19 protein-coding genes and 5 tRNA genes are annotated in these 24,210 nt (G+C 52.4%); 5 read left to right on the top strand and 19 right to left on the bottom strand.

Annotated elements, in window-relative coordinates:
• Positions 1–115 precede the first annotated feature (115 nt).
• From dxs to xseB, 3 genes are read right to left on the bottom strand one after another with little or no spacing between them, the layout of a single operon-like run.
• On the bottom strand, positions 116–1,984 hold the full coding sequence (gene dxs / locus CLC93_RS01235) for a 1-deoxy-D-xylulose-5-phosphate synthase (protein WP_095504121.1): 1,869 nt from the start codon (positions 1,982–1,984) through the stop codon (positions 116–118).
• A gap of 20 nt (positions 1,985–2,004) precedes the next feature.
• Positions 2,005–2,898, bottom strand: coding sequence for a (2E,6E)-farnesyl diphosphate synthase (gene ispA, locus CLC93_RS01240; protein WP_095504122.1), 894 nt, complete (start codon positions 2,896–2,898; stop codon positions 2,005–2,007).
• A complete protein-coding gene (gene xseB, locus CLC93_RS01245; protein WP_095504123.1) occupies positions 2,895–3,131 on the bottom strand; it encodes an exodeoxyribonuclease VII small subunit in 237 nt (78 codons plus the stop codon). Before xseB ends, ispA begins: the two co-directional genes overlap by 4 nt.
• 204 nt (positions 3,132–3,335) lie before the next feature.
• Between xseB and pomA the strand changes: the two genes are divergently transcribed.
• Complete coding sequence (pomA, locus tag CLC93_RS01250) at positions 3,336–4,103, top strand: flagellar motor protein PomA (protein ID WP_095504124.1); 768 nt, start codon at positions 3,336–3,338, stop codon at positions 4,101–4,103.
• Between the two features lie 3 nt (positions 4,104–4,106).
• Positions 4,107–5,033, top strand: coding sequence for a flagellar motor protein MotB (locus tag CLC93_RS01255; protein ID WP_095504125.1), 927 nt, complete (start codon positions 4,107–4,109; stop codon positions 5,031–5,033).
• Between the two features lie 9 nt (positions 5,034–5,042).
• Here the strand turns inward: CLC93_RS01255 and CLC93_RS01260 are convergent, their stop codons facing one another.
• The 6 genes from CLC93_RS01260 to CLC93_RS01285 form a co-directional block, all read right to left on the bottom strand.
• Positions 5,043–5,801 (bottom strand): tRNA-uridine aminocarboxypropyltransferase, encoded by a 759-nt coding sequence (locus tag CLC93_RS01260; protein ID WP_095504126.1) that lies wholly within the window; start codon positions 5,799–5,801, stop codon positions 5,043–5,045.
• A gap of 115 nt (positions 5,802–5,916) precedes the next feature.
• Positions 5,917–6,540, bottom strand: a complete 624-nt coding sequence (locus CLC93_RS01265) for a transglycosylase SLT domain-containing protein (RefSeq protein ID WP_095504127.1) — start codon at positions 6,538–6,540, stop codon at positions 5,917–5,919.
• A 341-nt stretch (positions 6,541–6,881) separates the two neighbouring features.
• On the bottom strand, positions 6,882–7,313 hold the full coding sequence (locus CLC93_RS01270; protein ID WP_095504128.1) for a hypothetical protein: 432 nt from the start codon (positions 7,311–7,313) through the stop codon (positions 6,882–6,884).
• Positions 7,310–8,893 carry a glutamate--cysteine ligase gene (gshA, locus tag CLC93_RS01275; RefSeq protein ID WP_211286773.1) on the bottom strand — a complete coding sequence of 528 codons (1,584 nt, stop codon included), beginning with the start codon at positions 8,891–8,893 and terminating at the stop codon, positions 7,310–7,312. The genes CLC93_RS01270 and gshA overlap by 4 nt, the downstream gene beginning before the upstream one ends.
• Before the next feature lie 138 nt (positions 8,894–9,031).
• Positions 9,032–11,878 carry a M16 family metallopeptidase gene (locus CLC93_RS01280; protein WP_095504130.1) on the bottom strand — a complete coding sequence of 949 codons (2,847 nt, stop codon included), beginning with the start codon at positions 11,876–11,878 and terminating at the stop codon, positions 9,032–9,034.
• Positions 11,879–11,916: 38 nt separating this feature from the next.
• Positions 11,917–12,342 carry a YqaA family protein gene (locus CLC93_RS01285; protein ID WP_095504131.1) on the bottom strand — a complete coding sequence of 142 codons (426 nt, stop codon included), beginning with the start codon at positions 12,340–12,342 and terminating at the stop codon, positions 11,917–11,919.
• A 354-nt stretch (positions 12,343–12,696) separates the two neighbouring features.
• On the opposite strand from CLC93_RS01285, the gene CLC93_RS01290 reads away from it, so the two are divergent.
• Together CLC93_RS01290 and CLC93_RS17675 are read left to right on the top strand one after the other, a co-directional pair.
• Entirely contained in the window at positions 12,697–13,968 is a 1,272-nt protein-coding gene (locus CLC93_RS01290) for a dicarboxylate/amino acid:cation symporter (RefSeq protein WP_095504132.1), read from the top strand.
• Positions 13,969–14,066: 98 nt separating this feature from the next.
• Positions 14,067–14,240 (top strand): hypothetical protein, encoded by a 174-nt coding sequence (locus tag CLC93_RS17675; RefSeq protein ID WP_095504133.1) that lies wholly within the window; start codon positions 14,067–14,069, stop codon positions 14,238–14,240.
• Between the two features lie 431 nt (positions 14,241–14,671).
• Here the strand turns inward: CLC93_RS17675 and CLC93_RS01300 are convergent, their stop codons facing one another.
• The 4 genes from CLC93_RS01300 to CLC93_RS01315 form a co-directional block, all read right to left on the bottom strand.
• Complete coding sequence (locus CLC93_RS01300; protein ID WP_095504134.1) at positions 14,672–15,802, bottom strand: sodium ion-translocating decarboxylase subunit beta; 1,131 nt, start codon at positions 15,800–15,802, stop codon at positions 14,672–14,674.
• 9 nt (positions 15,803–15,811) lie between these two features.
• Entirely contained in the window at positions 15,812–17,599 is a 1,788-nt protein-coding gene (gene oadA, locus CLC93_RS01305) for a sodium-extruding oxaloacetate decarboxylase subunit alpha (protein ID WP_095504135.1), read from the bottom strand.
• A gap of 26 nt (positions 17,600–17,625) precedes the next feature.
• Positions 17,626–17,868, bottom strand: coding sequence for an OadG family protein (locus tag CLC93_RS01310; protein WP_095504136.1), 243 nt, complete (start codon positions 17,866–17,868; stop codon positions 17,626–17,628).
• A 627-nt stretch (positions 17,869–18,495) separates the two neighbouring features.
• A tRNA-Ser gene (locus CLC93_RS01315) sits at positions 18,496–18,588 on the bottom strand.
• Between the two features lie 228 nt (positions 18,589–18,816).
• On the opposite strand from CLC93_RS01315, the gene CLC93_RS01325 reads away from it, so the two are divergent.
• Positions 18,817–20,367 carry a phospholipase D family protein gene (locus tag CLC93_RS01325; RefSeq protein ID WP_095504138.1) on the top strand — a complete coding sequence of 517 codons (1,551 nt, stop codon included), beginning with the start codon at positions 18,817–18,819 and terminating at the stop codon, positions 20,365–20,367.
• 79 nt (positions 20,368–20,446) lie between these two features.
• Here CLC93_RS01325 and CLC93_RS01330 read toward each other — a convergent pair.
• From CLC93_RS01330 to alaS, 6 genes are all read right to left on the bottom strand, one after another.
• Positions 20,447–20,523: transfer RNA gene (locus tag CLC93_RS01330), tRNA-Arg, on the bottom strand.
• Between the two features lie 87 nt (positions 20,524–20,610).
• Positions 20,611–20,687: transfer RNA gene (locus tag CLC93_RS01335), tRNA-Arg, on the bottom strand.
• An 87-nt stretch (positions 20,688–20,774) separates the two neighbouring features.
• A tRNA-Arg gene (locus tag CLC93_RS01340) sits at positions 20,775–20,851 on the bottom strand.
• Between the two features lie 5 nt (positions 20,852–20,856).
• Positions 20,857–20,949: transfer RNA gene (locus CLC93_RS01345), tRNA-Ser, on the bottom strand.
• 178 nt (positions 20,950–21,127) lie between these two features.
• Complete coding sequence (csrA, locus tag CLC93_RS01350) at positions 21,128–21,325, bottom strand: carbon storage regulator CsrA (RefSeq protein WP_095504139.1); 198 nt, start codon at positions 21,323–21,325, stop codon at positions 21,128–21,130.
• Between the two features lie 254 nt (positions 21,326–21,579).
• Positions 21,580–24,177 carry an alanine--tRNA ligase gene (alaS, locus tag CLC93_RS01355; protein WP_095504140.1) on the bottom strand — a complete coding sequence of 866 codons (2,598 nt, stop codon included), beginning with the start codon at positions 24,175–24,177 and terminating at the stop codon, positions 21,580–21,582.
• Positions 24,178–24,210: the final 33 nt, after the last annotated feature.

Consider the following 24,210-nt stretch of genomic DNA (forward strand, 5'->3'; position numbering starts at 1 on the left):
AAAGTCGCGCGATTATAGCAAAGGCGATTGAGTGGAGTATAGTTAGCCCGACGACAACTCACAAAAAGGCCCGTGGACCAATTAGTCGACGGGCCTGTGTTTTATCTGCTCGAAACTAGCGTTGAATAAAATCGCCAATACGCTGAGTGATGCTGTCGCTATCTAGTCCCAACTCGGCTTGTACCAAGCCGGTGGCGCCATGTTTGATAAACTCATCCGGCAGGCCAAGGGTCAGCACAGGCTTGTAAACGCCCATGCTTTGCAAGGCTTCGAGAACCGCTGAGCCTGCACCGCCGGCCAAGGCGTTTTCTTCTAGGGTAATAAAGCCCTCGTGAGTCTCTGCTAGTTCGCCAATCAACTCTAAGTCCAATGGCTTCACAAAGCGCATATCGGCCACAGTTAGGTCGTGCGCTTCGGCCGCGTCTTGCGCGTGAGACAAGAGGTGACCAAAGTTAAGCAGCGCGTAACCGCTTTGGCCCTGGCGTTTCACCACGCCCTTGCCGATAGGCATTTCGCTCATCACTTTTTGCGGCTCGGCGCCGATTCCCGCACCGCGCGGATAACGCACCGCAGTCGGCTTGCCTAGCTTGTAGCCTGTGTACAGCATCTGGCGACATTCGTTTTCGTCGCTAGGCACCATCACAGTCATGTTTGGAATACAGCGCAGGTAGCTTAAGTCGAACGCCCCTTGGTGGGTCGGTCCGTCTTCGCCAACAATCCCGGCGCGGTCGATGGCGAACAATACTGGCAATTCTTGTAGCGCTACATCGTGGATCAGCTGATCGTAACCGCGCTGCAAGAAGGTCGAGTAAATCGCGACCACAGTCGGGTGACCACAAGCGGCGAGACCCGCGCCTAGAGTTACCGCGTGCTGCTCGGCAATCGCGGCGTCAAAGTACTGCTTAGGGAAACGGCGGCTAAATTCCACCATGCCCGAGCCTTCGCGCATTGCCGGGGTTACTGCCAGCATCGACTCGTCTTGCTCGGCCACATCGCACAGCCACTGGCCAAAGATTTGCGAGTAAGTCGGCAGTGATTTTTTCGCCGCCGGCTTTTTCATTTCCGACGGGTTGAACTTAGGTACCGCGTGCCAACCGATTGGGTCGGCTTCGGCAGGGGCGTAGCCCTTTCCTTTTTTGGTCATCACATGAAGAATCTGCGGGCCTTTTAGCTGGCTCATATTCTTCAGTGTGTCCACCAGACCGTTAACATCATGTCCGTCGATTGGGCCAATGTAGTTAAAGCCCAGCTCTTCAAACAAAGTACCAGGAACAACCATGCCCTTGAGGTGCTCTTCGGTGCGACGCGCCATCTCTTTGATGGTCGGCAAGCCTTGCAGTACTTTTTTACCGCTTTCGCGAATGCTGGTGTACAAAGAACCCGACATGATACGCGCCATATGGTTATTCAGCGCCCCCACGTTCTCGGAAATCGACATTTCGTTGTCGTTGATGATAACCAACATGTCTTTGTGCAAGTCACCAGCGTGGTTAAGGGCTTCAAACGCCATACCACCGGTCAGGGCGCCATCGCCAATAACCGCTACGGTTTTACGGCTCTTGCCTTCTTTGTCAGCGGCAATCGCCATCGCCAAAGCAGCACTAATCGAGGTAGACGAGTGACCCACAGCAAAGGTGTCGTACTCGCTTTCGGCGGGCCATGGGAATGGATGCAACCCATCTTTTTGGCGAATACTGGTAATTTGGTCGCGACGCTCGGTCAGAATTTTGTGCGGGTAAGCCTGATGGCCCACGTCCCAGACAATGCGGTCGAACGGCGTGTTGTATACGTAGTGCAGCGCTACGGTTAGCTCTACCGTGCCTAAGCCAGAGGCAAAGTGTCCGGAGGACTGGCTTACCGAAGATAGCAGACAGGCACGTAATTCGTCGGCCAAGGGCTTCAGCTCAGTGGCTGGCAGTTGGCGCAATTGCTCAGGTGTGGCTGCCTGATCGAGCAAAGGAAAATCGGAAATATTTTGGCTCATGAAACAAAAGTTGCTCGTGGTTATTGCTTGCGTTCGATGATGAACTGGGCGAACGCTTCAAGGATCCCGCAATTGTACGGCAAATCACTAATAGATGTTAGTGCTTGTTGTACCAGTTTGCGCGCCGTCTGCTGAGCGCCTTCAAGCCCCAGTAGTTGTGGATACGTACTTTTATCCGCGGCTAGATCAGACCCTTGCGGTTTACCTAACTCTTCTGTGTTACCCACTATATCTAGCACATCGTCGTGGACTTGAAAGGCTAAGCCTATGTGCTGGGAGTACTGGGCGAACGCAGTCGTCTTATTGGCATCGGCGTTGGCGATGATACAGGCCATACGCGCGGCACATTCGATCAAGGCGCCGGTTTTGAGCCGATGCAGTTGCATTAAAGTGTCGAGTTCGACGTGTTGGGCGGTCGCTGCTAAGTCCATCGCCTGTCCGCCGCACATACCAGAATAACCCGCCGCCTTTGCCAGTGCCTGTGTCAGGGCTAGCTGTTGTTGTGGGGAAACGTCTGGAATATCAGCGCTAATTAGCTCAAAGGCTAATGATTGCAAAGCGTCGCCGGCCAAAATGCCGGTGGCTTCGTCAAAGGCGATGTGAACTGTGGGCTGACCGCGACGCAGCTCGTCGTCGTCCATGGCCGGTAAATCGTCGTGAATCAAGGAGTAGGCGTGAATGCACTCAAGGGCCATCGCCGCGTTATCCAAACGCTCAACAGGCACCCCGAGAGTTTCGCCAATGGCATACACCAAAAAGGGGCGAACTCGCTTGCCGCCCAGCAGCACGCCATGACGCATCGCCGCTTTTAACGGTGCTGGCAGTTCCACCAAACCATCAATGGCATTGGCTAAGCCTTGATTGACTCGAGTTTGAGCATTGCCTAAGGCCAGCTCAAGTGAGGCTTGGCTCATTCGAGCCCCTCTTTGTCAAAGTCCGCCAGTTCTGGGTTGTTACCCATCAAAATCGACACTTGTTGCTGGGCTTTTTCCAGGCGTGCCTGACTGCTTCGAAGCAAACCGATGCCCTGTTCGAATTGCGCAAGCGCTTGTTCGAGTGGCAAGTTACCTTGCTCCAGGTTTTGGACGATTTGCTCCAGTTCGGCTAAAGCTTGTTCAAACTTGATTTCGCTGGCGTTTTCGCTCACGACAAACTCCTATGTGATTAGCGCTCAAAAGGTATCCTAAGGCGTGCGCTGGGTCAAATTAGCACCACTCTAGTTCCGTGATGTAGCACACTATTTTCAACGAAATTTTTTTTTCCCTAAACTTGGCTGGCTTTGTACCGATACATAAGTAACCATAGACCCCGCGCTCAATCATAAGCACAAAATAATAAGGTTGGAGATTTAGTGGATTTAGCAACGCTCATCGGCCTAGTCGGCGCCTTCGCATTCGTTGTTATGGCCATGCTCAATGGCGGCGAGATAGGGATATTTGTCAATATACCCTCGATCCTGATTGTATTTGTCGGATCCCTGTTCGTGGTGATGATGAAGTTCAACCTCAAGCAGTTCTTCGGCTCCTCCAAAATAGTGGCCAAAGCCTTCATGTTCAAACTGGATGCTCCAGAAGATCTGATTGACCAAGCCGTCACCATGGCCGATGCGGCCCGTAAAGGCGGTTTTTTGGCCCTAGAAGAAGCGGAAATCAACAACAGTTTCATGCAGCGCGCAGTGGACATGCTAGTGGATGGCCACGACGCCGAAGTAGTGCGCGACGCCCTTGAAAAAGACATCTCGCTCACCGACGAGCGTCACAGCGCAGGGGTTAAGATTTTCCGCTCACTGGGCGAAGTTGCCCCGGCGATGGGAATGATCGGTACTCTGATTGGTCTGGTGGCCATGCTCTCGAACATGGACGATCCAAAAGCCATTGGTCCAGCGATGGCGGTGGCACTGTTGACCACCCTGTACGGTTCTATGTTCGCCAACATGGTGGCAATTCCAATCGCCGATAAACTGGATCTGCGCAAAGCCGAAGAGATGCTCAACCGTCAATTGATAATGGACGCGGTACTGGCGATTCAAGACGGTCAAAACCCACGGGTTATCGAAGGCTTCTTGAAGAACTACCTGCACGAGAAGAAACGCGTGGTTAGCACCACAGAGGACGAATAGCGAATGGCGAAGAAGTGTAAGTGCCCACCGCCAGGCGCCCCGGCATGGATGGCAACTTTTGCCGACTTGATGTCCTTGCTGATGTGCTTCTTCGTGCTGCTGTTGGCCTTCTCGGAAATGGACGTACTCAAGTTCAAACAGATCGCCGGCTCGATGAAGTACGCCTTTGGTGTGCAAAACCAACTGGAAATCAAAGACATTCCCAAGGGTACTTCGGTGATTGCGCTGGAGTTTCGCCCAGGTCGACCGGACCCAACGCCGATTGACATAATCAATCAGAAAACCGAGCGCATGACTCAGCAAACGCTGGAATACCAACCAGGCGAAGACCCCTCCAGTGGTGGTCTGCAATTCCAACAAGGCCTGCAGCGCGGCGGAAGCTCAGACACGGCCAAGCCAAATACCGAAACCGCCAGCAAGAAAGAGTCCCACCAGGTGACCCAAGAGCAGGTTAATCGCCGCGCCAAGAAGCTGGCCGAGCAACTGCGTGACCAAATTGTCGATGGCGCGTTAGAGGTCGAGTCATTAGGGCAACAGATCATTATTCGAATTCGCGAAAAAGGCTCGTTTTCGTCCGGCTCAGGCTTCTTGCAACCTCAGTTTCGACCCATAGTTCAAAAGGTGGCGCGTCTACTTAACGATGTGCCGGGACAAATTACGGTAACTGGCCACACTGATGATGTTCGCATTAGCAATGAGCTGTATTCGTCCAACTGGGACTTGTCGTCCAAGCGTGCCCTCGCCGTCGCTCACGCCATGATTTCGGTAAAGGGCTTTGATGAAAATCGATTACTGGTACGCGGCATGGCACAAAATCAGCCTTTGGTGGCCAACGACGGTCCGGTCAATCGCGCTCGCAATCGCCGCGTTGAAATTAGCATCATGCAAGGCAAAGCCATGGTGTCTGAAGAGCAGGTAGAGGTTCGCTAGGCCGACGGCTTATTTAACTTTTGCTGCCACTTGGTTTTGTAGCCACTTGGCCAAGGCGGGTTGTTCCAATAAGCCGGCCTTGGTGACTCCTTCTCCGTGAAATTGTTGACTGCCCAAGCGATAGCGCTCGTTAAACAACTCAAACCAAGTGTCTAAGGTGTCGGCGTTATCCCTCTCCCCCATCACCTCGAGGATTCGAGCCGCCACTTCGGCGGTGGCCAATTGCGAGTCGTGGCTGGCTTTGCGCAGCGCATAGCGACTTAACACTTCAGGCTCAATCGACAATACTGGCAAGTGATCTAACCAAGGACTCTTGCGAAACATCTTGGCGGCCTCACGCCAAGCACCGTCTAACAACACGAATAGCGGACGCTTACCGGCTTTGGTATTGGGTTTAGTAACCACTCGCTCAGGCCCAGCGTAATGGCCGGGAAATACCAAGTATGGCTGGTATTGGGGATCGGCCAATAGATCTTTCATTTCGCGATTATCGCCGGTGCGCGACCAGATGTAGGCGTGGGTGTCGGGAATCAGGTCGGCAATCAGCCGACCGGTATTAGTGGGCTTTAGTACCTCATCGTCAAACATGCACAAAAGCACCGCCGCTTGAGTGTCGATACTGATGCGGTAGTCGCACATGCAGTAGTCCTGGTGGATGCGACACTGTGGGCAACGTTGCACGCTACCGCCTCTGGCGTTAAAGGGGCGCGTGGCACGCGCTAGACGCGCTTGAAACAGGCGGTGAACGGCGTGTTGGGATTGTGGCATGATACTCCTTCCGTCATTCCCAGCTTGACTGGGAATCTAGCGAGTAGCTAATGGCTAGATTCCCGCTTTCGCGGGAATGACAAACGTGAGAGCTGTAAAAAACATCGCTTTCTTATCACCCAAAGAACAAACGCCACAACCAAGAGCGGTCCAAGTCCTCGCGACAACCTTGCAGCTGCGCCGAGTACTGGCTAGCCCGACGGTCGACTTTCTTAGACACATTCATCAGCCAAGCCTTCGAGCGGTAGCTGCCGCGCTTGTAGCCGCCCCAGCCTTCGTGGTAGTTCAAATACTGAGCGTAAGCGTCCCATTTGGACACACCGTTAACCTTGTTGCTCTTGTAGATATACCACCCCATGAAGTCCATGGCGTCGTCAAAATCGTTGCGTTTACCCCAAGTGTTGCCCGTCTCTTTAACGTAATCGCCCCAGGTAATGGTTTTGGCTTGAGCATAACCGTAGGCGCTACTGGCGCGACCGATGGGTATGAAGCCCAAAAAGTATTGCATCGGAGGAGCGGCGTTGTGCTTAAAGCTGCTTTCTTGATACATAATCGACATGGTGACGTGCTCAGGTGCACCCCATTTTTCACGAGTATTTTTCGCCGCTTTATACCAGTCGCGTTTCTCTTTAAAAATGGCACAAATGTTTTCTGGCTCCGCGGGTGGCGAAGCGGCGCAGCCGGCCAAAGTCATAGCCGTGCCTACGGCCAACAACAGATTTCGAAGTGACTTGGTCATTATTCCCTGACACGTGATTAGCGCAAAAGTGATTACAAGCATGCCCGTTGGCGATCAGCGTGTAAAGTCAGGCTTGCATGAGCGTTCGCTAAGTCACCAAAAAAACGGAAGTTTTTAAATTTTTATGCAAATTGAGCAAAAAAAAACCAATTTCTTTGAACTTTCTTAAAAAGGGCCAGTCTGAATAAGTGAACTGATTTATTTCGTTCATCATTATCCTTCCCTTTCAGGTACGCAATGAGTGCCTGTAATGACCAGATTAAATGGTATCGTGGCGACTATGTCGCCACTTTTTTTTGCCCAAATCTCTTCAACTAGAATTCGAGTCTTAATCTTTGAGCCTATTGCGCAGGCTGCGCCACGTAGGGCTGCTCCATCGAACAGTTAAACACTTCGGTTTCCACCACGATAGGTTCCCAGTAGCCCGGTCCATCGGCGTTCGCTGCAACAAATCGCGCCACTAAGTGATAGCGAAGGTTGGGTTTTAAATCGAGCTCCATGGTTTCGAAATGACGCTGCTCTGGCGCTACCCCAAGCTCGGGATGGTCGATAAGTTCCACCAGCTGTAAAGTCACTTTACCCGGCGCTAACTGATACATGGGACGCGACATTACCGGTTTGTCATTGATGGCGGTGACCAATAGACGAAAGTGGTTTTGTTCAAGCTCTGGAGTTTGATAGCTGGCGATTATCGAACAAGCGTTGCGCTCGGCTTTAGTGGCACAGCCACTAAGCAAAAACAATCCGACAATTAACCAGCTCCAGTGCTTCATACTTTAGCCAACGCCTTATCAAAATAGTCGCTTAAGAAGTCGTCAAAGCTGCCTGTATCGGCAGCTTCACGCTCGCTCTGCGCTTGATGAGAGCTCGCAGCCGCCCCCTCAAAATCTGGCTGGTGCCAGTGACGGTACGAATACTCACTCAGACATTGGTGATAGCCTTTGGCCAACTTCATTGCCCATTCACTTTGCGAGCTACCACTGCCTTTCAGTTCAGACAACAAACGACCGGACAAGGTCGACTCGGGCTCATCCACACTGATGCGCCAGGTCGCCAGAGCATCGGCGTATGGCGTGGCCGGATTAAAGCCATCGAGCCACTCAGCCACCAATGCGAATTGATCAAACAGCTCAGCCAGCCAGTTGCGCAGCGACACGCTCTCGCCGTTTTTAGTCAACTGCAAACCCGGTTGTCGACCGCGCAAAATCACCGCCTGTAAATTGGCTTGGATCTCAGCCTCTTCTTCACTGCTGATGTCTGCTGATGGAGTCATCAAAGCAGTAAGCAATAGCAAATCCAGCACTCGAATCTGATCAGGGCGAATGCCCATTGGGCTAAATGGATTTACATCCAGCGCGCGAACTTCAATGTATTCAACCCCAGCTCGAGCTAGCGCCTGTGACGGGGTTTCACCCGCTTGGGCCACCCGTTTGGGTCGAATTGGCGCGTACAGCTCGTTTTCGATTTGCAGCACGTTGTCGTTCAATTGGCGATATTCACCGTCAACTTTTACGCCGATTTTGGCGAATTCTTCGCTAGGTTGACGAATGGCGCGATTAACCGAGGTCAGATACTGGTTCAAGCCGTTGTAGCTGATGCCTAGGTTTTCTTGCTCTTTGTTGGTGTAGCCCAGATCGCTCATGCGCAATGAGGTGGCGTAAGGCAAATACAGGGTTCCCGGCGGCAAAGTCTCAAATGGCAGATTTGGCTTTTTGTCACCCAAGAAAGAGCGACACAGTGCTGGCGATGCGCCAAACAAATAAGGTAGTACCCACACCCAGCGGCGATAGTTACGAATTAGACCAAAATAGCCTTGCGAGCGATACTCATCCAACGACAGTTCAGAGCCGGAATGCTGGTGCAGCGCTTGCCATAACTCTGAGCTAATCGAAAAGTTGAAATGCACTCCAGAGATAATCTGCATCGGCGCGCCGTACCTGTGGGTCAAGCCTTCGCGATACAAAGTCTTCATCCGACCGCCGTGGGAGCTGCCGTACTGAGCTATCTTGATATCTTTGGGGTCGCTTACCATACAAGGCATGGACAGTGGCCACAGCCATTGGTGTTGTAAGGTCTCTAAGGTGTACTTGTGAATGTCCCCTAGCCTGTCCATCAGTTCGTTGACCGAATCGCTGACCGGGGTGATGAACTCCAGCAAGGCTTCGCTGTAGTCAGTGGTGATCCATGGGTGGGTCAAGGCGGAGCCTAGCCCGTGCGGGTGCGCATCTTGCGCCAACTGACCGTCGTCGCCCACTCGTAGGGCTTCACGCTCGACCCCGCGACTCAATCGGGTCAAGGCTTTCGCATTGTCCCGGGTCGCCAGTACTGCCAGCGTGTCGGATAAGGAGTTCAAAAGGTTAATTCTCTTGTTGTAGGCACGAGGCCACTGTATCAGTTTTGCACCTTTGCCCCAAGGCAAACGGCGGTAAAATAACGCAAAAAGGGTTCAGGCGCATTGCACCTGAACCCAATATGGGGGCGGTTTGCCGCATTACAAGCTCATGGTCTCAATCTGAAAGCCAAGTTGCTCGAGACTCGGTCCAATAACCCCTTTGTCACCCACCACAATGACAACCATATTGCTCAAGTCCAACTCGCGCTTGGCCAGCGCATCAATCTCACCTTTGCTAATGGTTTCAATGATTTTAGACTGCTGGTCGATGAAATCTTTGGACAGCTGATACTTTTGTATCTGACGCACAAAACCCGCTTTTTGATACGGAGTTTCGTACTTCAACGCCTGTCCTTGAGAAATCGACGCGCGCATAAAGGCCAGCTCATCTTCACTAATGCCACCATCGCGATAACCGTTGATCTCGTTGACCATCTCTTGAATCGAGGCGGCCGTCACTTCGGTGCGTACCGAGGCACCAGCGGCAAAACGACCCACTTCTTCGTTGCCTGAGAAGTAAGAACGAGCGCCATAAGTGTAGCCTTTGTCTTCGCGCAAGTTCATATTGATGCGACTGTTAAAGGCGCCGCCCAGGGGATAGTTCATCAAGCGCGCTTTAAAGTAATCTCCGGTGGCGTCAAACGGCATGGCTACGCGAGTAATACTCACAACCGACTGAGCCGCACCCGGCTTGTCGATGAGATACAGAGTGCCGCCTTTGAGCTCGGGCAAGGCCAGCGGTGAGGCGACAAATTCCTCGCCACCACGCCAGTCGGCAAGGAAGCCGAGCTTGGGCAGTATCTGTTGCTGCTCAAGATCGGAAACCACCACCACTTGAGCTTTGGCGGGTTGATACTGCTCGGCGTAAAAGGCTTTGACTTGATCGACCGTCAGCCCATTCACAGTCTCTAGAGTACCGCTCGATGGAAAGCCTAAAATTGACTTGTCGCCGAATAGAATTTTGCTCGATGCGGTACGAGCCATCCAGTTCGGGTCTTTGGCATTGTGTTGCAAGCCCTGTAGCACTTGGCCTTTGACCCGAGCGAAATCGTCTTGGGCAAATGCCGGTTGTTTTAGACGCTCTTCAACAATGGCCAAGGTGGCATCGAGGTTTTCGGTCAGGGTGGAGATCCGCAACGTAGAGTTGCTAGCGCCGGCGGAGAAGCTCACGCTCGAACCCAGTTTCTCAAGCTCAAGGGTTAGTTCCTCGGCGCTGCGTTTGAGCGAGTCTTCGCTCATCATGGCGGCTGTCATGCTGGCCACACCCGCTTGCTCTAGCGCCTCCATGCGATGCCCACCGGCAAAGTACACCATGACCTCGGTGGTCGGAGTCTCAGTCGATTGAGTTCCCATCACAGCAATACCACTGGCCAACTGGGTTTGCCACAAGCTCGGTACGGTTAAGCTGGGATTGTCGCCCGCTGATGGCATCACACTGCGATCAAAGTTGTCGACGATTTGTGCTTGCTCAACGTCTTTGGCATGGCCACCTTTGGCGGTCAGCGGCGCAGGCGCTTCAAAGTTGTCCGGCGCGGCAATCAAGGCAGTTTGCCCTTCGGGTACCACGCTCATCAGCACCATAGGCTTGTCTTTGATGTACTGATTGAACACCCGCATCACGTCGGCTTTGGTCACCGCGTCGTAGCGGTCGAGCTCTTCTTGAATCAAGTTGGGATTGTCAAAGAAGGTTTGGTTGTAGGCAAGCTTAGACACCTTGCCGGACACGCTTTGCAAACCAAAGATAGTGCTGGCGCGGAAGTTAACTTTAGCTTTAAGAAGGTCATCGTCGCTAACACCGCGGCTTTCAAACTCGGCAATCGAGGCGCGGATAGCGCTTTCCATGTCCGCCAGTTTTGGTGAAGCGGCAGGATTGGCCAGCGCGTAAAAACTAAAGGTACAAGCCAACTCTTGGCAAGGATGGGAGCTACCCGCTTGCACTGCAGCGCCCGATTTCACCAAGTTTTTGTATAGCAACGAGGTTTTACCGCCGCCGATAATGCCTGCCAGCAAGTCCAGCGCCGCTTCGTCTTGGTGACGCGCGTAGACCGTGGGCATAGTCATCATCAGCAAGGGCAAGTGAACCTTGTCTTCCATTGATATGTAGCGGTCCTTATCCAAGGTGACTAAGTCCTTAGACATATTGGTCACTTCAGGGCCGCGCGGAATGTTGCCAAAGTACTTTTTGACCCAGGCCAGAGCTTGAGCATCATCAAAGTCTCCACCAATGGTTAGCGTGGCGTTGTTGGGACCGTACCAACGAGCAAAGAAGCTGCGCACGTCTGCCACTTCGGTGGCATCGAGGTCCGCGGGCCAACCAATCACGGGCCAAGAATACGGGTGCCCTTGCGGATAAAGTGCTTGTGACACGCGCTCGTACATGCGGCCGTAAGGACGATTGTCGATGCGCTGCGCCCGTTCGTTTTTCACGGTTTCGCGCTGAATTTCAAACTTCTCGGAAGTAATTGCTGGCAGCAAGAAGCCCATGCGGTCCGCTTCAAGCCAAAGCATTTTCTCGAGCTGGTTTTTGGGCACTGTCTGAAAGTAGTTGGTGCGGTCTGAGTTGGTGGTGCCGTTCATGCTACCACCGGCTTCGGTGACAATTTTAAAGTGCTCGTCATCGCCAACGTGTTTTGAACCTTGGAACATCATGTGCTCAAACAGATGAGCAAAACCCGAGCGACCGGCCTCTTCGCGGGCCGAGCCCACGTGATAAGTCATGTCGACATGCACCAAAGGGTCCGAGTCGTCTTTGGCCAAAATCACGGTCAAGCCATTGTCGAGTTGATACTTTTGATAAGGGATTACCAGCCCGCTTGGGTTGCTGGTAACGCTTTCTTGCAGAGTGATGCCAGCGGGAAGGCTGGTTTGTGCTGGGTCTGGCGTTCCTGTGCCAGAGCATCCGGTAAGCACTACGGCCGCAATTGCAGCCACTGTCCATAGTTTCATAAGCGCCTCAGTATTTTTCGAAATGATGTGTGTTGTCGCTACCCCACCCAGTGCAGGGTTAGCGCCGCTAATATCCAGTAACGTACGCCTTTACCTATCAAGATCATCACTGAGCTTAAGGCAACCGGCCATTTAAGCCAACCAGCTAATAAACATAGCAGATCGCCGACCACCGGAGTCCATGCCAACAACAGGCTCCAAACGCCGTAGCGATTAACCCAGTTCATCGCAGTTTGCTGGCTTTTGCTTAGGTTGTCACCGGGCTTGAATTTCAACCGCCCCAGATAGCCAAGACCATAGCTGGTTAACGAACCTATGGTGTTGCCCAAGGTGGCAACGATCAGCAAAGCTGTGGTGTCTTGTTCACCACGCAGCAGCAGCCCCACCAACATGGCCTCTGAGCCCCCGGGTAAAATGGTGGCCGATGCCAGTGCTGTGATGAACATTAAGCCGAGTTCGGCCATCGAGTAATTCCTGTGAGTCTTTTGAAGTTTGCGCAGTCGATCAGTCTAACCAATCCACTAGCGCTGCCTAAGGCTAACCAAAAGCCCGCCCAGACCCAAGGAATTTGCAATCCAAACAAACAATAACCGGTCTATTTTATTATCGCCATCAGTGCCCAATGGGTATTTGTAACCTGATGTTTAACTTGTGCTAATGCACGCGCAAAGAGTTCCATCGATTGGCTATATGATATAAGGTTTTGAGATTGTGTTGAGCATACAGTCTTTTTAGACTGCCCTGCTCGCCATCTGCCTTGGCGGCGCCGGAATGCAAGTTCATGGGCGATAATTAATAACGAGACGCAAAAGACTGAAATTATGATGAGTAAACTGTGGGCCATGCCCTTTTGGCAAAAAGTACTAGTGGGCTTTGGCTTAGGTATTCTGGCAGGTGTAGTGCTGGGCGAGCAGGCCACCGCGCTAAAACCCCTGGGTGATGCCTTTATCGCCCTAATCAAAATGCTGGTTGCACCTTTGGTGTTCTTTGCCATTGCCGTGAGCTTCACCTCGATGGACAACAGCACCAACTTTAAGCGTTTGGGTGCCAAGACCATAGGCATGTTCATGCTAACCGCGACGATTGCGTCACTGATTGGTCTGGGTATCGGCAGCCTCTTGGACTTGGGCGCTGGCGTGCAGCTACAAGCCGCCGAAGTTAAGGAGCGAGTGATCCCTAGCTTCTCACAAGTGCTCATCGACATGATCCCGGTGAACCCCATTGCGGCACTTGCCGAGGGTAAAGTGCTGCAGATCATCGTGTTCGCAATTTTGGTGGGCATCTCGGTGAACGCCATTGGCGAGAAAGGCGAGCCGATGAAAAAGCTCATCGCTTCTGGCTCAGAGGTCATGTATCAATTGACTCGCTACGTGCTAAAGCTAACCCCAATTGGCGTGTTTGGTTTGATGGCCTGGGTGGTTGGCGAGTACGGTCTGGCGACGCTACTGCCACTGTCCAAGTTCATTGTGGCCATTTACATCGCTTGTCTTATCCACATTATCTTTGTCTACGGTGGCATGATTAAGTTTGTCGCCAAACTCAGTCCGATTCAGTTCTTCCGCAAAGCCATGCCGGCGCAATTGGTGGCCTACACCACAGCCTCAAGCTTCGGTACTCTGCCTGTGACTAACCGTTGTGCCACCCAAGGCATGGGTGTTTCGAAGAAGTATGCCAGCTTTGTACTGCCTATGGGTGCGACCATGAACATGGATGGCTGTGGCGGTATTTACCCGGCGATTGCGGCGATCTTTATCGCTCAGCTGTACGGCATTCCACTGGATTTTGGCCACTACGTGCTGATTATGGTGACCGCCACTGTAGCTAGCATAGGTACCGCTGGTGTTCCAGGTTCTGCGATGGTGATGCTCACCGTGACCCTAAACGCCGTAGGCTTACCGCTGGAAGGCATTGCCTTTATCGCCGCGATTGATCGAGTCATTGACATGATGCGTACCGCAACTAACGTGACTGGCGATATGATGACCTCGGTTGTTGTGGGTCGCTCTGAAGGTTTGCTGGATGAAGTCGTGTTTAACAGCGAAGCCCCGGCGAGTGAAACCCCAGATGAGGGAAAAGCAAGCGCTGCTTAACGCTTATCACAAAGGTTCACAGCCGTGACAATTGAGGCTAAGCTTACTTAAAAAGGCCCCGCTGGGGCCTTTTAAATCTGTTTGCTCAAGGAGTTAGTGTGACGCGCCTATTTTTAATACCACTAATAATCTGTATAGGCTGGACGTTATTTTTGCTGGCCAATGGCTGGAGCATAGAGCAAGGCAAGAAAGGTTATTTCATCATCATCGGCGCCAGTACTGCGATTATTGGCTTTTTGTCGCTGATGTTGTGGCTGACTCAATATCAGTAGTTGGCCGTGCTAAGCGCCTAAAAAAACCGCCTGTTGGCGGTTTTTTGTTGGCTAGCTTATTAGAAACGGAGAGCTGTCATTCCCTCTCCGCGTCTGTCATTCCCTCTCCGCGTCTGTCATTCCCTTGAAAAAGGGAATCTAGCCAATTGCAACCAGCAACTAGGTAGATCCCCAGTCAAGCTGAGGATGACGGTAGTGGGTAGCGCTTGTCATTCCCTCTCCACGTCAGTCATTCCCTTTCCGCGTCTGTCATTCCCTTGAAAAAGGGAATCTAGCCAATTGCAACCAGCAACTAGGTAGATCCCCAGTCAAGCTGAGGATGACGGTAGTGGGTAGATCCCCAGTCAAGCTGAGGATGACGGCTGCGGACAAAGGGATGACGGTGGCGGCCAAGGGAATGACACCAGCGCGCGAGGAAATACCTGAAGGATTTAACCCAACACCGCCAGCAAAATACCCGCAGCTACCGCTGAACCCAATACCCCAGCCACGTTCGGTCCCATGGCGTGCATCAACAAGAAATTCTGCGGGTTGGACTGCAAGCCCACCTTGTTGACCACACGTGCCGCCATAGGTACCGCGGACACCCCAGCTGCGCCCACAAGCGGGTTGACCTTGCCTCCGCTCAAACGACACATCAGCTTAGCCATCAAGACACCGGTTGCGGTACCAATACCAAAGGCCACCGCACCTAAGCCCAAAATACCTAGCGTCTCCAAAGTCAGAAACTTCTCGGCCGAAAGTCTTGAGCCCACACCCAGGCCTAAGAATATGGTAACTATGTTAATTAACTCGTTCTGCGCGGTTTGGGATAAGCGCTCGACTACGCCCGATTCACGCATCAGGTTACCCAGACAGAACATGCCCACCAACGGGGTTGCCGCCGGCAAGAACAAGATAGTGGCGCCAAGCACGGCGAGCGGAAACAGTACCTTCTCGGTTTTACTTACTTCGCGAAGCTGCTCCATTTTGATTTCGCGCTCGGCTTTGGTAGTTAGCGCCTTCATGATTGGCGGCTGAATGATAGGCACCAACGCCATGTAGCTGTATGCCGCGACTGCGATGGCACCAAGCAAGTCCGGACTCAAGCGACTGGCGAGGAAAATCGCGGTGGGCCCATCGGCACCGCCAATGATGGCAATCGCCGCCGCGTCTTGCAGACTGAATTCAAACCCTGGCACTAAATTCAGTCCAATCGCACCAAGCAAAGTCGCGAAAATTCCGAACTGAGCGGCAGCACCCAACCACAGCATTTTTGGGTTGGCAATTAGCGCACCAAAGTCGGTCATAGCACCCACGCCCATAAAGATCAGCAGTGGGAATATTCCCGTCCCCACACCAACCGAGTAGACGTAATACAACAAACCACCGGGATCAGTGAAGCCGGCGTTTGGAATATTGGCCAGAATCGCGCCAAACCCCATAGGCAATAGTAGCAAGGGCTCAAAACCCTTGGCGATGGCTAAAAACAGCAGACCACAGCCAACACCAATCATCAGTATTTGGCCAAGTTCAAAGTGAGCGATGCCCGTCTCGCTCCAAAAGGCGATTAATCCTTCCATGTGAGCTCCTTATGCCAGTGCAATCAGAGGCTCACCGACTTTGACAGCGTCGCCTTCCTTGATAAATAGCTGCGCAACTTGACCATCGCGGTCGGCACGCACTTCGGTTTCCATTTTCATGGCTTCCATGATCAATACCAAATCGCCTTTGGCCACTTGCTGCCCTTGGCTCACGACCACCTTAAAGATGTTGCCCGCGAGCGGCGCACCCATGGGTTCTGCTTGGCCCGCAGTAGGCGCTGGCGTCGCCACATGTGCAGGAGCGGCGGGTGCTGCCGACTGAGGCTGAATGTTGGCAAGGCTGCCCTGCGGCCCGACCGTCACACTATAGGTTTGGCCATTGACCACTACGTCATAGCTCTCTTCGCTATTAGCTGACGTAGGAGCAGCCGCTGGCGCTTCAACCACGCCGTTTGGCGCTGGTTCAAAGGACTCTGGATTGTCGCGATTGGCCAAGAACTTAAGACCAATTTGCGGGAACAAGGCGTAGGTTAAAGTATCGTCGGCAATATTATCGGCCAGACGTATACCGTCGGCTTTCGCCTTTTGCTGTAATTCTGCCGATAGGGTTTCAAATTCCGGCGCTAGCTTGTCAGCCGGACGACAAGTGATTGCCTCACCACCATCAAGTACGCGCGCTTGTAGCTCGCTGTTCACCGGTGCTGGGGTTGCGCCATATTCGCCCTTAAGGACCCCTTCGGTTTCTTTGGTAATCGACTTGTAGCGCTCGCCGGTCAGCACGTTAAGCACGGCTTGGGTACCGACAATTTGCGAAGTAGGAGTGACTAGTGGCAAATACCCCAAGTCTTTTCGAACCGCGGGAATTTCTTCAAGGACTTGGTCGAGTTTGTCAGCAGCGCCCTGCTCTTTTAACTGGCTTTCCATGTTGGTCAACATGCCGCCTGGCACCTGTGCCGTCAGAATGCGCGCGTCGATGCCCTTCAAGCCACCTTCAAACTGAGCGTACTTTTGGCGTACTTCGCGAAAATAGGCGGCGATTTCTTCAAGCAACGCCATGTCGTAGCCGGTATCGCGATCAGTACCATCAACAATCGCCACCATGGTCTCAGTTGCTGAGTGACCGTAGGTTTGGCTCATAGAGCTAATGGCCGAATCTAGGATATCCACACCCGCCTCGATGGCTTTTTGATAGGTGGGGCCGCTTAGACCTGTGGTCGCGTGGCAATGCAGCGCAATGGTAAGCCCGGTCTGAGCTTTAAGCTCTGAAATCAGGTCATAGGCTTCAAAAGGTTTTAGCAGACCCGCCATGTCTTTTATACAGATAGAGTCCACTTCCAAGTCTTGTAAGCGCTTGGCCATATCCAGCCAAGTGTCTAGCGTGTGGACCGGTGACGTCGTGTAAGAAATAGTGCCTTGAGCGTGACCGCCCACGCGTTTCACCGCTTTTAGCGCTTCTTGCACGTTACGCACATCGTTCATGGCGTCAAACACACGGAATACTTCAACGCCGTTGTCATAAGCGCGCTCAACAAACTTATTGACCAAATCATCGGCGTAGTGGCGATAGCCCAGCAGGTTTTGGCCGCGCAGCAGCATTTGTTGCGGCGTATTTGGCATTACCTTTTTTAGCTCGCGAATGCGCTCCCAAGGATCTTCGCCCAGATAGCGAATGCACGCGTCAAAGGTGGCACCGCCCCAACTCTCGGTCGACCAAAAGCCAACTTGGTCCAACTTAGGGGCGATGGGCAGCATGTCTTCTAAACGCAGGCGAGTGGCCAATATTGACTGGTGGGCGTCACGCAAAACTAACTCGGTTAAAGCTAAAGGCTTGCTCATGAGCAACTACTCCGTGAATATTCTTGTTATTGAGATTTTTGACGGCGATAGCGATTAACCGCGACGGATATTGCGGCCACTATGCTTGGGTCCAACCCGGCAGGACTGCCATGAGTCGGCTCAGAAATTGCGTCGCTTGTGGTAGGCGCGAAACGCCAAGCGATCAGTTTGATGGTCAGGATCAATAAGCTTAGGAAGATAAACACCAGGCCCATCCCCATCAGCATCAGCATGCCGGCTTGAGCTAGTAGCTCAGACATATTTTCCATGGCAACTCCTTGAAAACGACTCCTAGTACATGGCAATGTGACAAAGCCAAGGCAACAAAGTAACAGAGTTGTATAAAAAAGCTAGCCCGATGTAAATTGGTATTACCAATTTTGATGATTAATCTGCTAGTGATTGAGAATCATCAAATCCTTTTGCTCCAAATCTAAACTCATTCGCCCCTTGAGCGCCTTCGGCGATTCAAAAGTCCATCGTTTGGCTTTTGGCGAACCCTTTATCGGGTTCTAATCTCTCCGAATGCTATATACAGAAAAGGGCTGTCCTTTTGGACAGCCCCACAAGCAGTTAGGCGGAGGGATTATTCGACGACATCCTGTCATCGACCCTTGAGCGCCTGCGGCGATTCAAAAGCTCATCCTTGAGCTTTTGTCGAACCCTTTTCTCGGGTTCGATCCCTCTCAGCGGTATAAAAAACAAAAGGGCTGTCCATTTGGACAGCCCTAGAAGGAGGGATTATTCGACGACATCCTGCCGTCGACCCTTCGGGCGCCTACGGCGATTCAAAAGCCCTTCCATGGGCTTTTGTCGAACCCTTTATCGGGTTCGATCCCTCCCAGCGGTATAAATAGAAAACGCCCTATCCTTTCGGATAGGGCGTTTTCTATTTATGGCGGTGAAGGAGGGATTCGAACCCTCGATAGGGCTACAAACCCTATACTCCCTTAGCAGGGGAGCGCCTTCAGCCACTCGGCCACCTCACCGCGCTCCATGAGGCTTTGCCTCAATGCGTCGACTAGTTTACTTGAGGGGGTTAGCTTGTCAATCGGGTCAACAGTCCGTCCGCTCACAAAATCATCAGCTATTAGCCTTGCAAAGCAAAAACGAGATCCAGGCGCTCACCGAGCACTCTTTCGAAGTTCTGACTAACTTGGCGGCTTTTAAAATCCCTAGTTATATTAGTAAGTAATTTAGCAACCCTGTGAGAGTCCATGAGTCGAAATTGGCTAACCCTGTTGTCTTGCACCCTGCTCTTTGCCTGTTCAACTTTGCCACCAGTGCAAGAGAAGAAACAGCTAGTTAGCCTGGCGCCTTCAAACTACGGCGTGCTTGCAGATACTGCGCAGGCGGTGCAAGCACAATGGGACAGCCCGAAAACCGGACTACTAGCACTTGCAGACGCCGAAGAGTCACTAGACGTGAGACTGGCGCTAATCGACAGTGCGGTGCACAGCTTGGACTTTCAGTACTTTGTTTGGAGTACTACCCCAAGCGGCACCTTGTTACTTTCTCGAGTGCTTGCAGCCGCCGACCGAGGTGTGCGCATAAGACTGCTGGTTGACGATCTGTATCTCGCCTCGCAAAGTGGTATCAGTTCGCAGGACATCTACTATGCGTCGTTCAGTGCTCACCCAAACATTCACATGAGAATCTTCAACCCAGGCCACTTTAGAACCGGTACCTTAGGCATCGCCAAAAATCTTGCTGGCAGCTTTGATGAGTTCAACCCAAGGATGCACAACAAACTGTTGGTGGCCGATGGCCTGTTTGCTCTAGTTGGCGGTCGCAACATTAGCGACGAATATTTCGGCATGGCAAAGGAGTACAACTTCCTCGACATGGATTTGTTGTTCACTGGAGTGGCGGTCGCTGATGCAGCCAAAGGGTTTGATTTGTACTGGGGGGCCGAGCGCTCTTACCCAGCCAAACAAATGGCACCGGCCAACAGTCTGGAGCTTGAAATGTTTCGATTGGAGCTCAGTAAATATCTCGATAGGGTCGAGCCGGAACTGCTTGGACATCCATTAGCACCGCAAACTTGGAATGCTTGGCTTGCCCAATTGCCCCAACGGATGCAACCAGGCCTTGGCTGGTATCTGCAAGACCCGCCAAGCAGCAGCCCCCAGCCAGAGCAGCGCATTTACCAACTGATGGCTGATAGTGCGCGCATGGAGTCGCTAAATTACGACAGCGTTTGGTATCTCACTGCTTATCTGATCCCCAACACCGCACTTATCGACGAACTAAAGCGGGACATCGCATCGGGCCGCAAGGTGCGTCTGCTCACCAATTCACTGGCGTCCACCGACCACACAGCTGTGTCCGCCCAATACGCAAAGTTTCGCGACCAGCTATTGAACACGGGCGTCGAGCTATACGAGTTTAACCACTACCCCGCCGCAGACGTTGCTAATCTGGCCCACGCCACTCAAGACTCGGGTTTTGTCAGTTTGCACATGAAAGTCGGCGTATTTGATGACAACTACTGTTATGTAGGCTCGCTGAATCTTGACCCGCGCGCCATGGATATCAATACAGAAAATGGTTTAGGGGTTGAGTCCAAATCCTTTTGCGGAGGACTGCGAGAGCAAGTCGCACCTTTGTTTGAGGGTGAGAATGCATGGCGTGTCGGTCGAGAAGACGACGGCCGCCTGTATTGGCAAAACCATCAACAGAAAACATACGAGCAGCCCGCTCGCAGCGCCTCACAGCGATTCGTAGAAAGCCTATTTAAGCTGTTACCACTGCAAAATCAATTCTAAGCCCGGTTTCTGCCTGTCCTGTAAATCAAAAGACGCAAAAACGAAAAAGCCCCAACCGTAAGGTTGGGGCTTTCGAAGATGGCGCGTCCGGGAGGATTCGAACCTCCGACCGCCTGGTTCGTAGCCAGGTACTCTATCCAGCTGAGCTACGGACGCCCTGTTTTCACTTACATCGACCTACTGTCTTTTCAGACTGAGTGCCATCATACCCATTTGCAACCGACTCTAAAGTCTAGAAGAAAATGGCGCGTCCGGGAGGATTCGAACCTCCGACCGCCTGGTTCGTAGCCAGGTACTCTATCCAGCTGAGCTACGGACGCCCTGTTTTCACTTACATCGACCTACTGTCTTTTCAGACTGAGTGCCATCATACCCATTTGCAACCGACTCTAAAGTCTAGAAGAAAATGGCGCGTCCGGGAGGATTCGAACCTCCGACCGCCTGGTTCGTAGCCAGGTACTCTATCCAGCTGAGCTACGGACGCGTCGATGGCGGTGAAGGAGGGATTCGAACCCTCGATAGGGCTACAAACCCTATACTCCCTTAGCAGGGGAGCGCCTTCAGCCACTCGGCCACCTCACCGTCGATGTGGCGCACATATTACTGTCTCACGAAAATAAGTCAAACCCTTTTTGGGAGAAAAATTTTAGTTGATTCGTTTTTGTGCATTTGCCGCTATCAACCGCACGAAAACACAGAATTGATGGGTATTTGCGCCGAATTTTGGGCACAAAAAAGCCAGCGTTTTGCTGGCTTAATGTTAGGCGTTGCCGCCCTCAGGACCATCGCCGGTTTTTTCCGACTGGATGCGCTGGTAGATCTCTTCACGATGGACTGAAACTTCCTTCGGTGCATTCACACCAATACGCACTTGATTTCCTTTTACCCCAAGTACGGTGACGGTTACTTCGTCGCCAATCATCAGAGTTTCGCCCACACGACGAGTCAAAATTAGCATTCGTTAGCTCCTCTTTTACGAATTTCGCCCAGCCAGCCTATAAGCCCTGGTCAGCTATGTTCCTAGTATAAGGTTAGCTTAGTACAAAAGCATCGCTTTCAAGGGATTATGGTTTAAAAAACCCACACTTACCCACCAAAATGACACATTTTTTCAACATAAGCCACCGCTGAAACACAATTTTGCGGTTCACCCCAACAAAAACCAGTTTGCTGGGGTAACCTTTTGTTTAGCGGTAAAAAAATCAAACCGACTTAGGCCAGTTTGTCCGATAGCCACGGAACCACAGATTCAAGTGCTGCTGGAACCTTGCTTGGCTCAGAACCACCGGCTTGGGCCATGTCCGGACGACCGCCGCCTTTACCACCTACTTGGGCAGCAACCATGGCGATTAGTTCACCGGCTTTAACGCTTGAGGTCAGGTCTTTGGTGACACCGGCAATCAAACTCACCTTGTCGCCTTTGCTCACTGCCAACACGATAATGCCGCTGCCTAGTTTTTGCTTAAGCTCGTCGACCATGCCGCGAAGCGCTTTCGGGTCGGCTCCATCTAGGGCCTTCACCACTACCTTAATACCTTTAACTTCGGTGGCATCGCCGGCCAAGTCAGAACTCGCAGCCGCTGCTAGCTTGTCTTGCAGTTGTTGTAGCGACTTTTCAAGGCCTTTGCTCTTGTCCAGCATAGCGGCTAGCTTGCTAATCACGCTGCTGCTATCGCCTTTGAGCATGGCAGCCACATCACGCAATTGTTGCTGCTCTTGTGCGACTTTATCCAGTGCCGCTTGGCCAGTTACCGCTTCTACGCGACGAACGCCAGCGGCAATACCGCCTTCCGAGGTGAACTTGAATAATCCAATGTCACCTGTACGTTCTACGTGGCAACCGCCACAAAGTTCAGTTGAGAAGTCACCCATGGTGACAACGCGTACCTGGTCGTCGTACTTTTCGCCGAACAGCGCCATTGCGCCGGCGGCTTTGGCTTCTTCTAGGTCCATCAATTGAGTAAGGACCGGATGATTGCGACGGATCTGACGGTTTACCGCATCTTCGACGCGATTTAGCTGCTCTGCGGTAACCCCTTCAAAGTGGCTAAAGTCAAAACGCAGGTACTCAGGCTTCACCAAAGAGCCTTTTTGAGTCACGTGCTCGCCTAGCTCGTTGCGAAGCGCGGCGTGTAGCAAGTGAGTCACCGAGTGGTTCAGTGCGGTGCGATGACGCGCCGGCTTGTTCACCTGAGCGTTAACGCTTTGGCCCACTGCCAACTCGCCACTTTCCAGTTGACCAAGGTGGCCAATGGCGTTGCCGTACAATTGAGTGTCGGTCACGACAAACTTAGCGCCATCGATGACTAATTCACCCTGATCGCCCACTTGACCACCAGACTCGCCGTAAAATGGGGTAGAGTCTAGGATCACCACGCCGCTTTGACCGGCGCTAAGACTTTCAACCGCATCAGCACCAGCAAATAGCGCCTTAATCTGACCTGCGCCTTCTAGCGATTGGTAACCGGTAAATTCCGAGCTGCCTTCTACCTTGATAGCCGCGTTGTAATCGGTACCAAATTGGTTGGCCGCTTGGGCACGAGCGCGCTGCTCGGCCATGTGTGCCTCAAAGCCTTCTTCATCAACGCTCAAATCGCGCTCACGACACACGTCAGCGGTTAGATCCACTGGGAATCCGTAAGTGTCGTAAAGCTTGAACAGGGTTTCGCCGTCTAGCTTGTCGCCTTTTAGGTTATCCAGTGCTTCGTTCAGCATGGCCATACCGCGATCCAAAGTGCGAGCAAACTGCTCTTCTTCGGCTTTCAGCGCTTTTTCGACGATGGCTTGTTGCTTGGCTAGCTCGTCGGCTGCCGGGCCCATCACTTCGATTAGCTTTTCAACCAAGGTGTAGAAGAAAGGCTCGCTGGCGCCAAGTTTATTGCCATGGCGAACCGCGCGACGAATGATGCGACGCAACACATAGCCGCGACCTTCGTTTGACGGCAATACGCCATCGGCAATCAAAAACGCACAAGAGCGAATGTGATCAGCAATCACGCGCAGCGATGCGTGAGTGAGGTCGTTAACACCCAGGCGCTCGGCGATGGTCTTAATTAGGGTTTGGAAAACGTCAATTTCGTAGTTCGAGTGAACGCCCTGCAGAATTGCGGCGATGCGCTCTAGACCCATACCGGTATCAACCGACGGCTTAGGCAGTGGCTCCATGGTGCCATCCGCTTGGCGGTTGAACTGCATGAATACCAAGTTCCAGATTTCAATGTAACGGTCGCCATCTTCTTCTGGGGTTCCTGGAGGACCACCCCAAATGTGCTCACCGTGGTCGTAGAAAATTTCGGTACAAGGACCGCAAGGGCCGGTATCACCCATCTGCCAGAAATTGTCTTTGGCACCAATGCGCGACAAACACGCAGGATCCACGCCGATTTGGTTGATCCAAATGTCTGCCGCTTCATCGTCTTCTTCAAAGACGGTAACCCATAGTTTTTCTTTAGGCAGCTGTAGCTCTTCGGTTAGGAAAGTCCAAGCAAAGCGAATCGCATCGACTTTGAAGTAATCGCCGAAACTGAAGTTGCCCAGCATTTCAAAAAAGGTGTGGTGACGAGCGGTATAACCTACATTGTCGAGGTCGTTGTGCTTACCACCAGCGCGCACACAGCGCTGCGAAGTGGTTGCTCGAGTGTAGCCATTGTCCTGCGCGCCCAAAAACACATCTTTAAACTGGTTCATACCCGCATTAGTGAATAGCAAAGTTGGGTCGTTATGAGGAACCAAAGAACTTGAGGCGACGCGTTGGTGCCCTTGCTGGCCAAAGTAGCCTAAAAAGGCTTCACGCAACTCGGCCGTGGTCATATTTCGCATGGATACATCCTGACAATTGGTGGC

It is taken from the genome of Paraferrimonas sedimenticola, from assembly GCF_002282855.1.
Classification (GTDB): domain Bacteria; phylum Pseudomonadota; class Gammaproteobacteria; order Enterobacterales; family Shewanellaceae; genus Paraferrimonas; species Paraferrimonas sedimenticola.

Bases quoted from the DNA above. Each gene is read 5' to 3' on its own strand.
- dxs (WP_095504121.1), bottom strand. From the start codon at position 1,984: ATGAGCCAAAATATTTCCGATTTTCCTTTGCTCGATCAGGCAGCCACA.
- ispA (WP_095504122.1), bottom strand. From the start codon at position 2,898: ATGAGCCAAGCCTCACTTGAGCTGGCCTTAGGCAATGCTCAAACTCGA.
- CLC93_RS01255 (WP_095504125.1), top strand. From the start codon at position 4,107: ATGGCGAAGAAGTGTAAGTGCCCACCGCCAGGCGCCCCGGCATGGATG.
- CLC93_RS01260 (WP_095504126.1), bottom strand. From the start codon at position 5,801: ATGCCACAATCCCAACACGCCGTTCACCGCCTGTTTCAAGCGCGTCTA.
- CLC93_RS01265 (WP_095504127.1), bottom strand. From the start codon at position 6,540: ATGACCAAGTCACTTCGAAATCTGTTGTTGGCCGTAGGCACGGCTATG.
- CLC93_RS01270 (WP_095504128.1), bottom strand. From the start codon at position 7,313: ATGAAGCACTGGAGCTGGTTAATTGTCGGATTGTTTTTGCTTAGTGGC.
- CLC93_RS01280 (WP_095504130.1), bottom strand. From the start codon at position 11,878: ATGAAACTATGGACAGTGGCTGCAATTGCGGCCGTAGTGCTTACCGGA.
- CLC93_RS01285 (WP_095504131.1), bottom strand. From the start codon at position 12,342: ATGGCCGAACTCGGCTTAATGTTCATCACAGCACTGGCATCGGCCACC.
- CLC93_RS01300 (WP_095504134.1), bottom strand. From the start codon at position 15,802: ATGGAAGGATTAATCGCCTTTTGGAGCGAGACGGGCATCGCTCACTTT.
- oadA (WP_095504135.1), bottom strand. From the start codon at position 17,599: ATGAGCAAGCCTTTAGCTTTAACCGAGTTAGTTTTGCGTGACGCCCAC.
- CLC93_RS01310 (WP_095504136.1), bottom strand. From the start codon at position 17,868: ATGGAAAATATGTCTGAGCTACTAGCTCAAGCCGGCATGCTGATGCTG.
- CLC93_RS01325 (WP_095504138.1), top strand. From the start codon at position 18,817: ATGAGTCGAAATTGGCTAACCCTGTTGTCTTGCACCCTGCTCTTTGCC.
- csrA (WP_095504139.1), bottom strand. From the start codon at position 21,325: ATGCTAATTTTGACTCGTCGTGTGGGCGAAACTCTGATGATTGGCGAC.
- alaS (WP_095504140.1), bottom strand. From the start codon at position 24,177: ATGACCACGGCCGAGTTGCGTGAAGCCTTTTTAGGCTACTTTGGCCAG.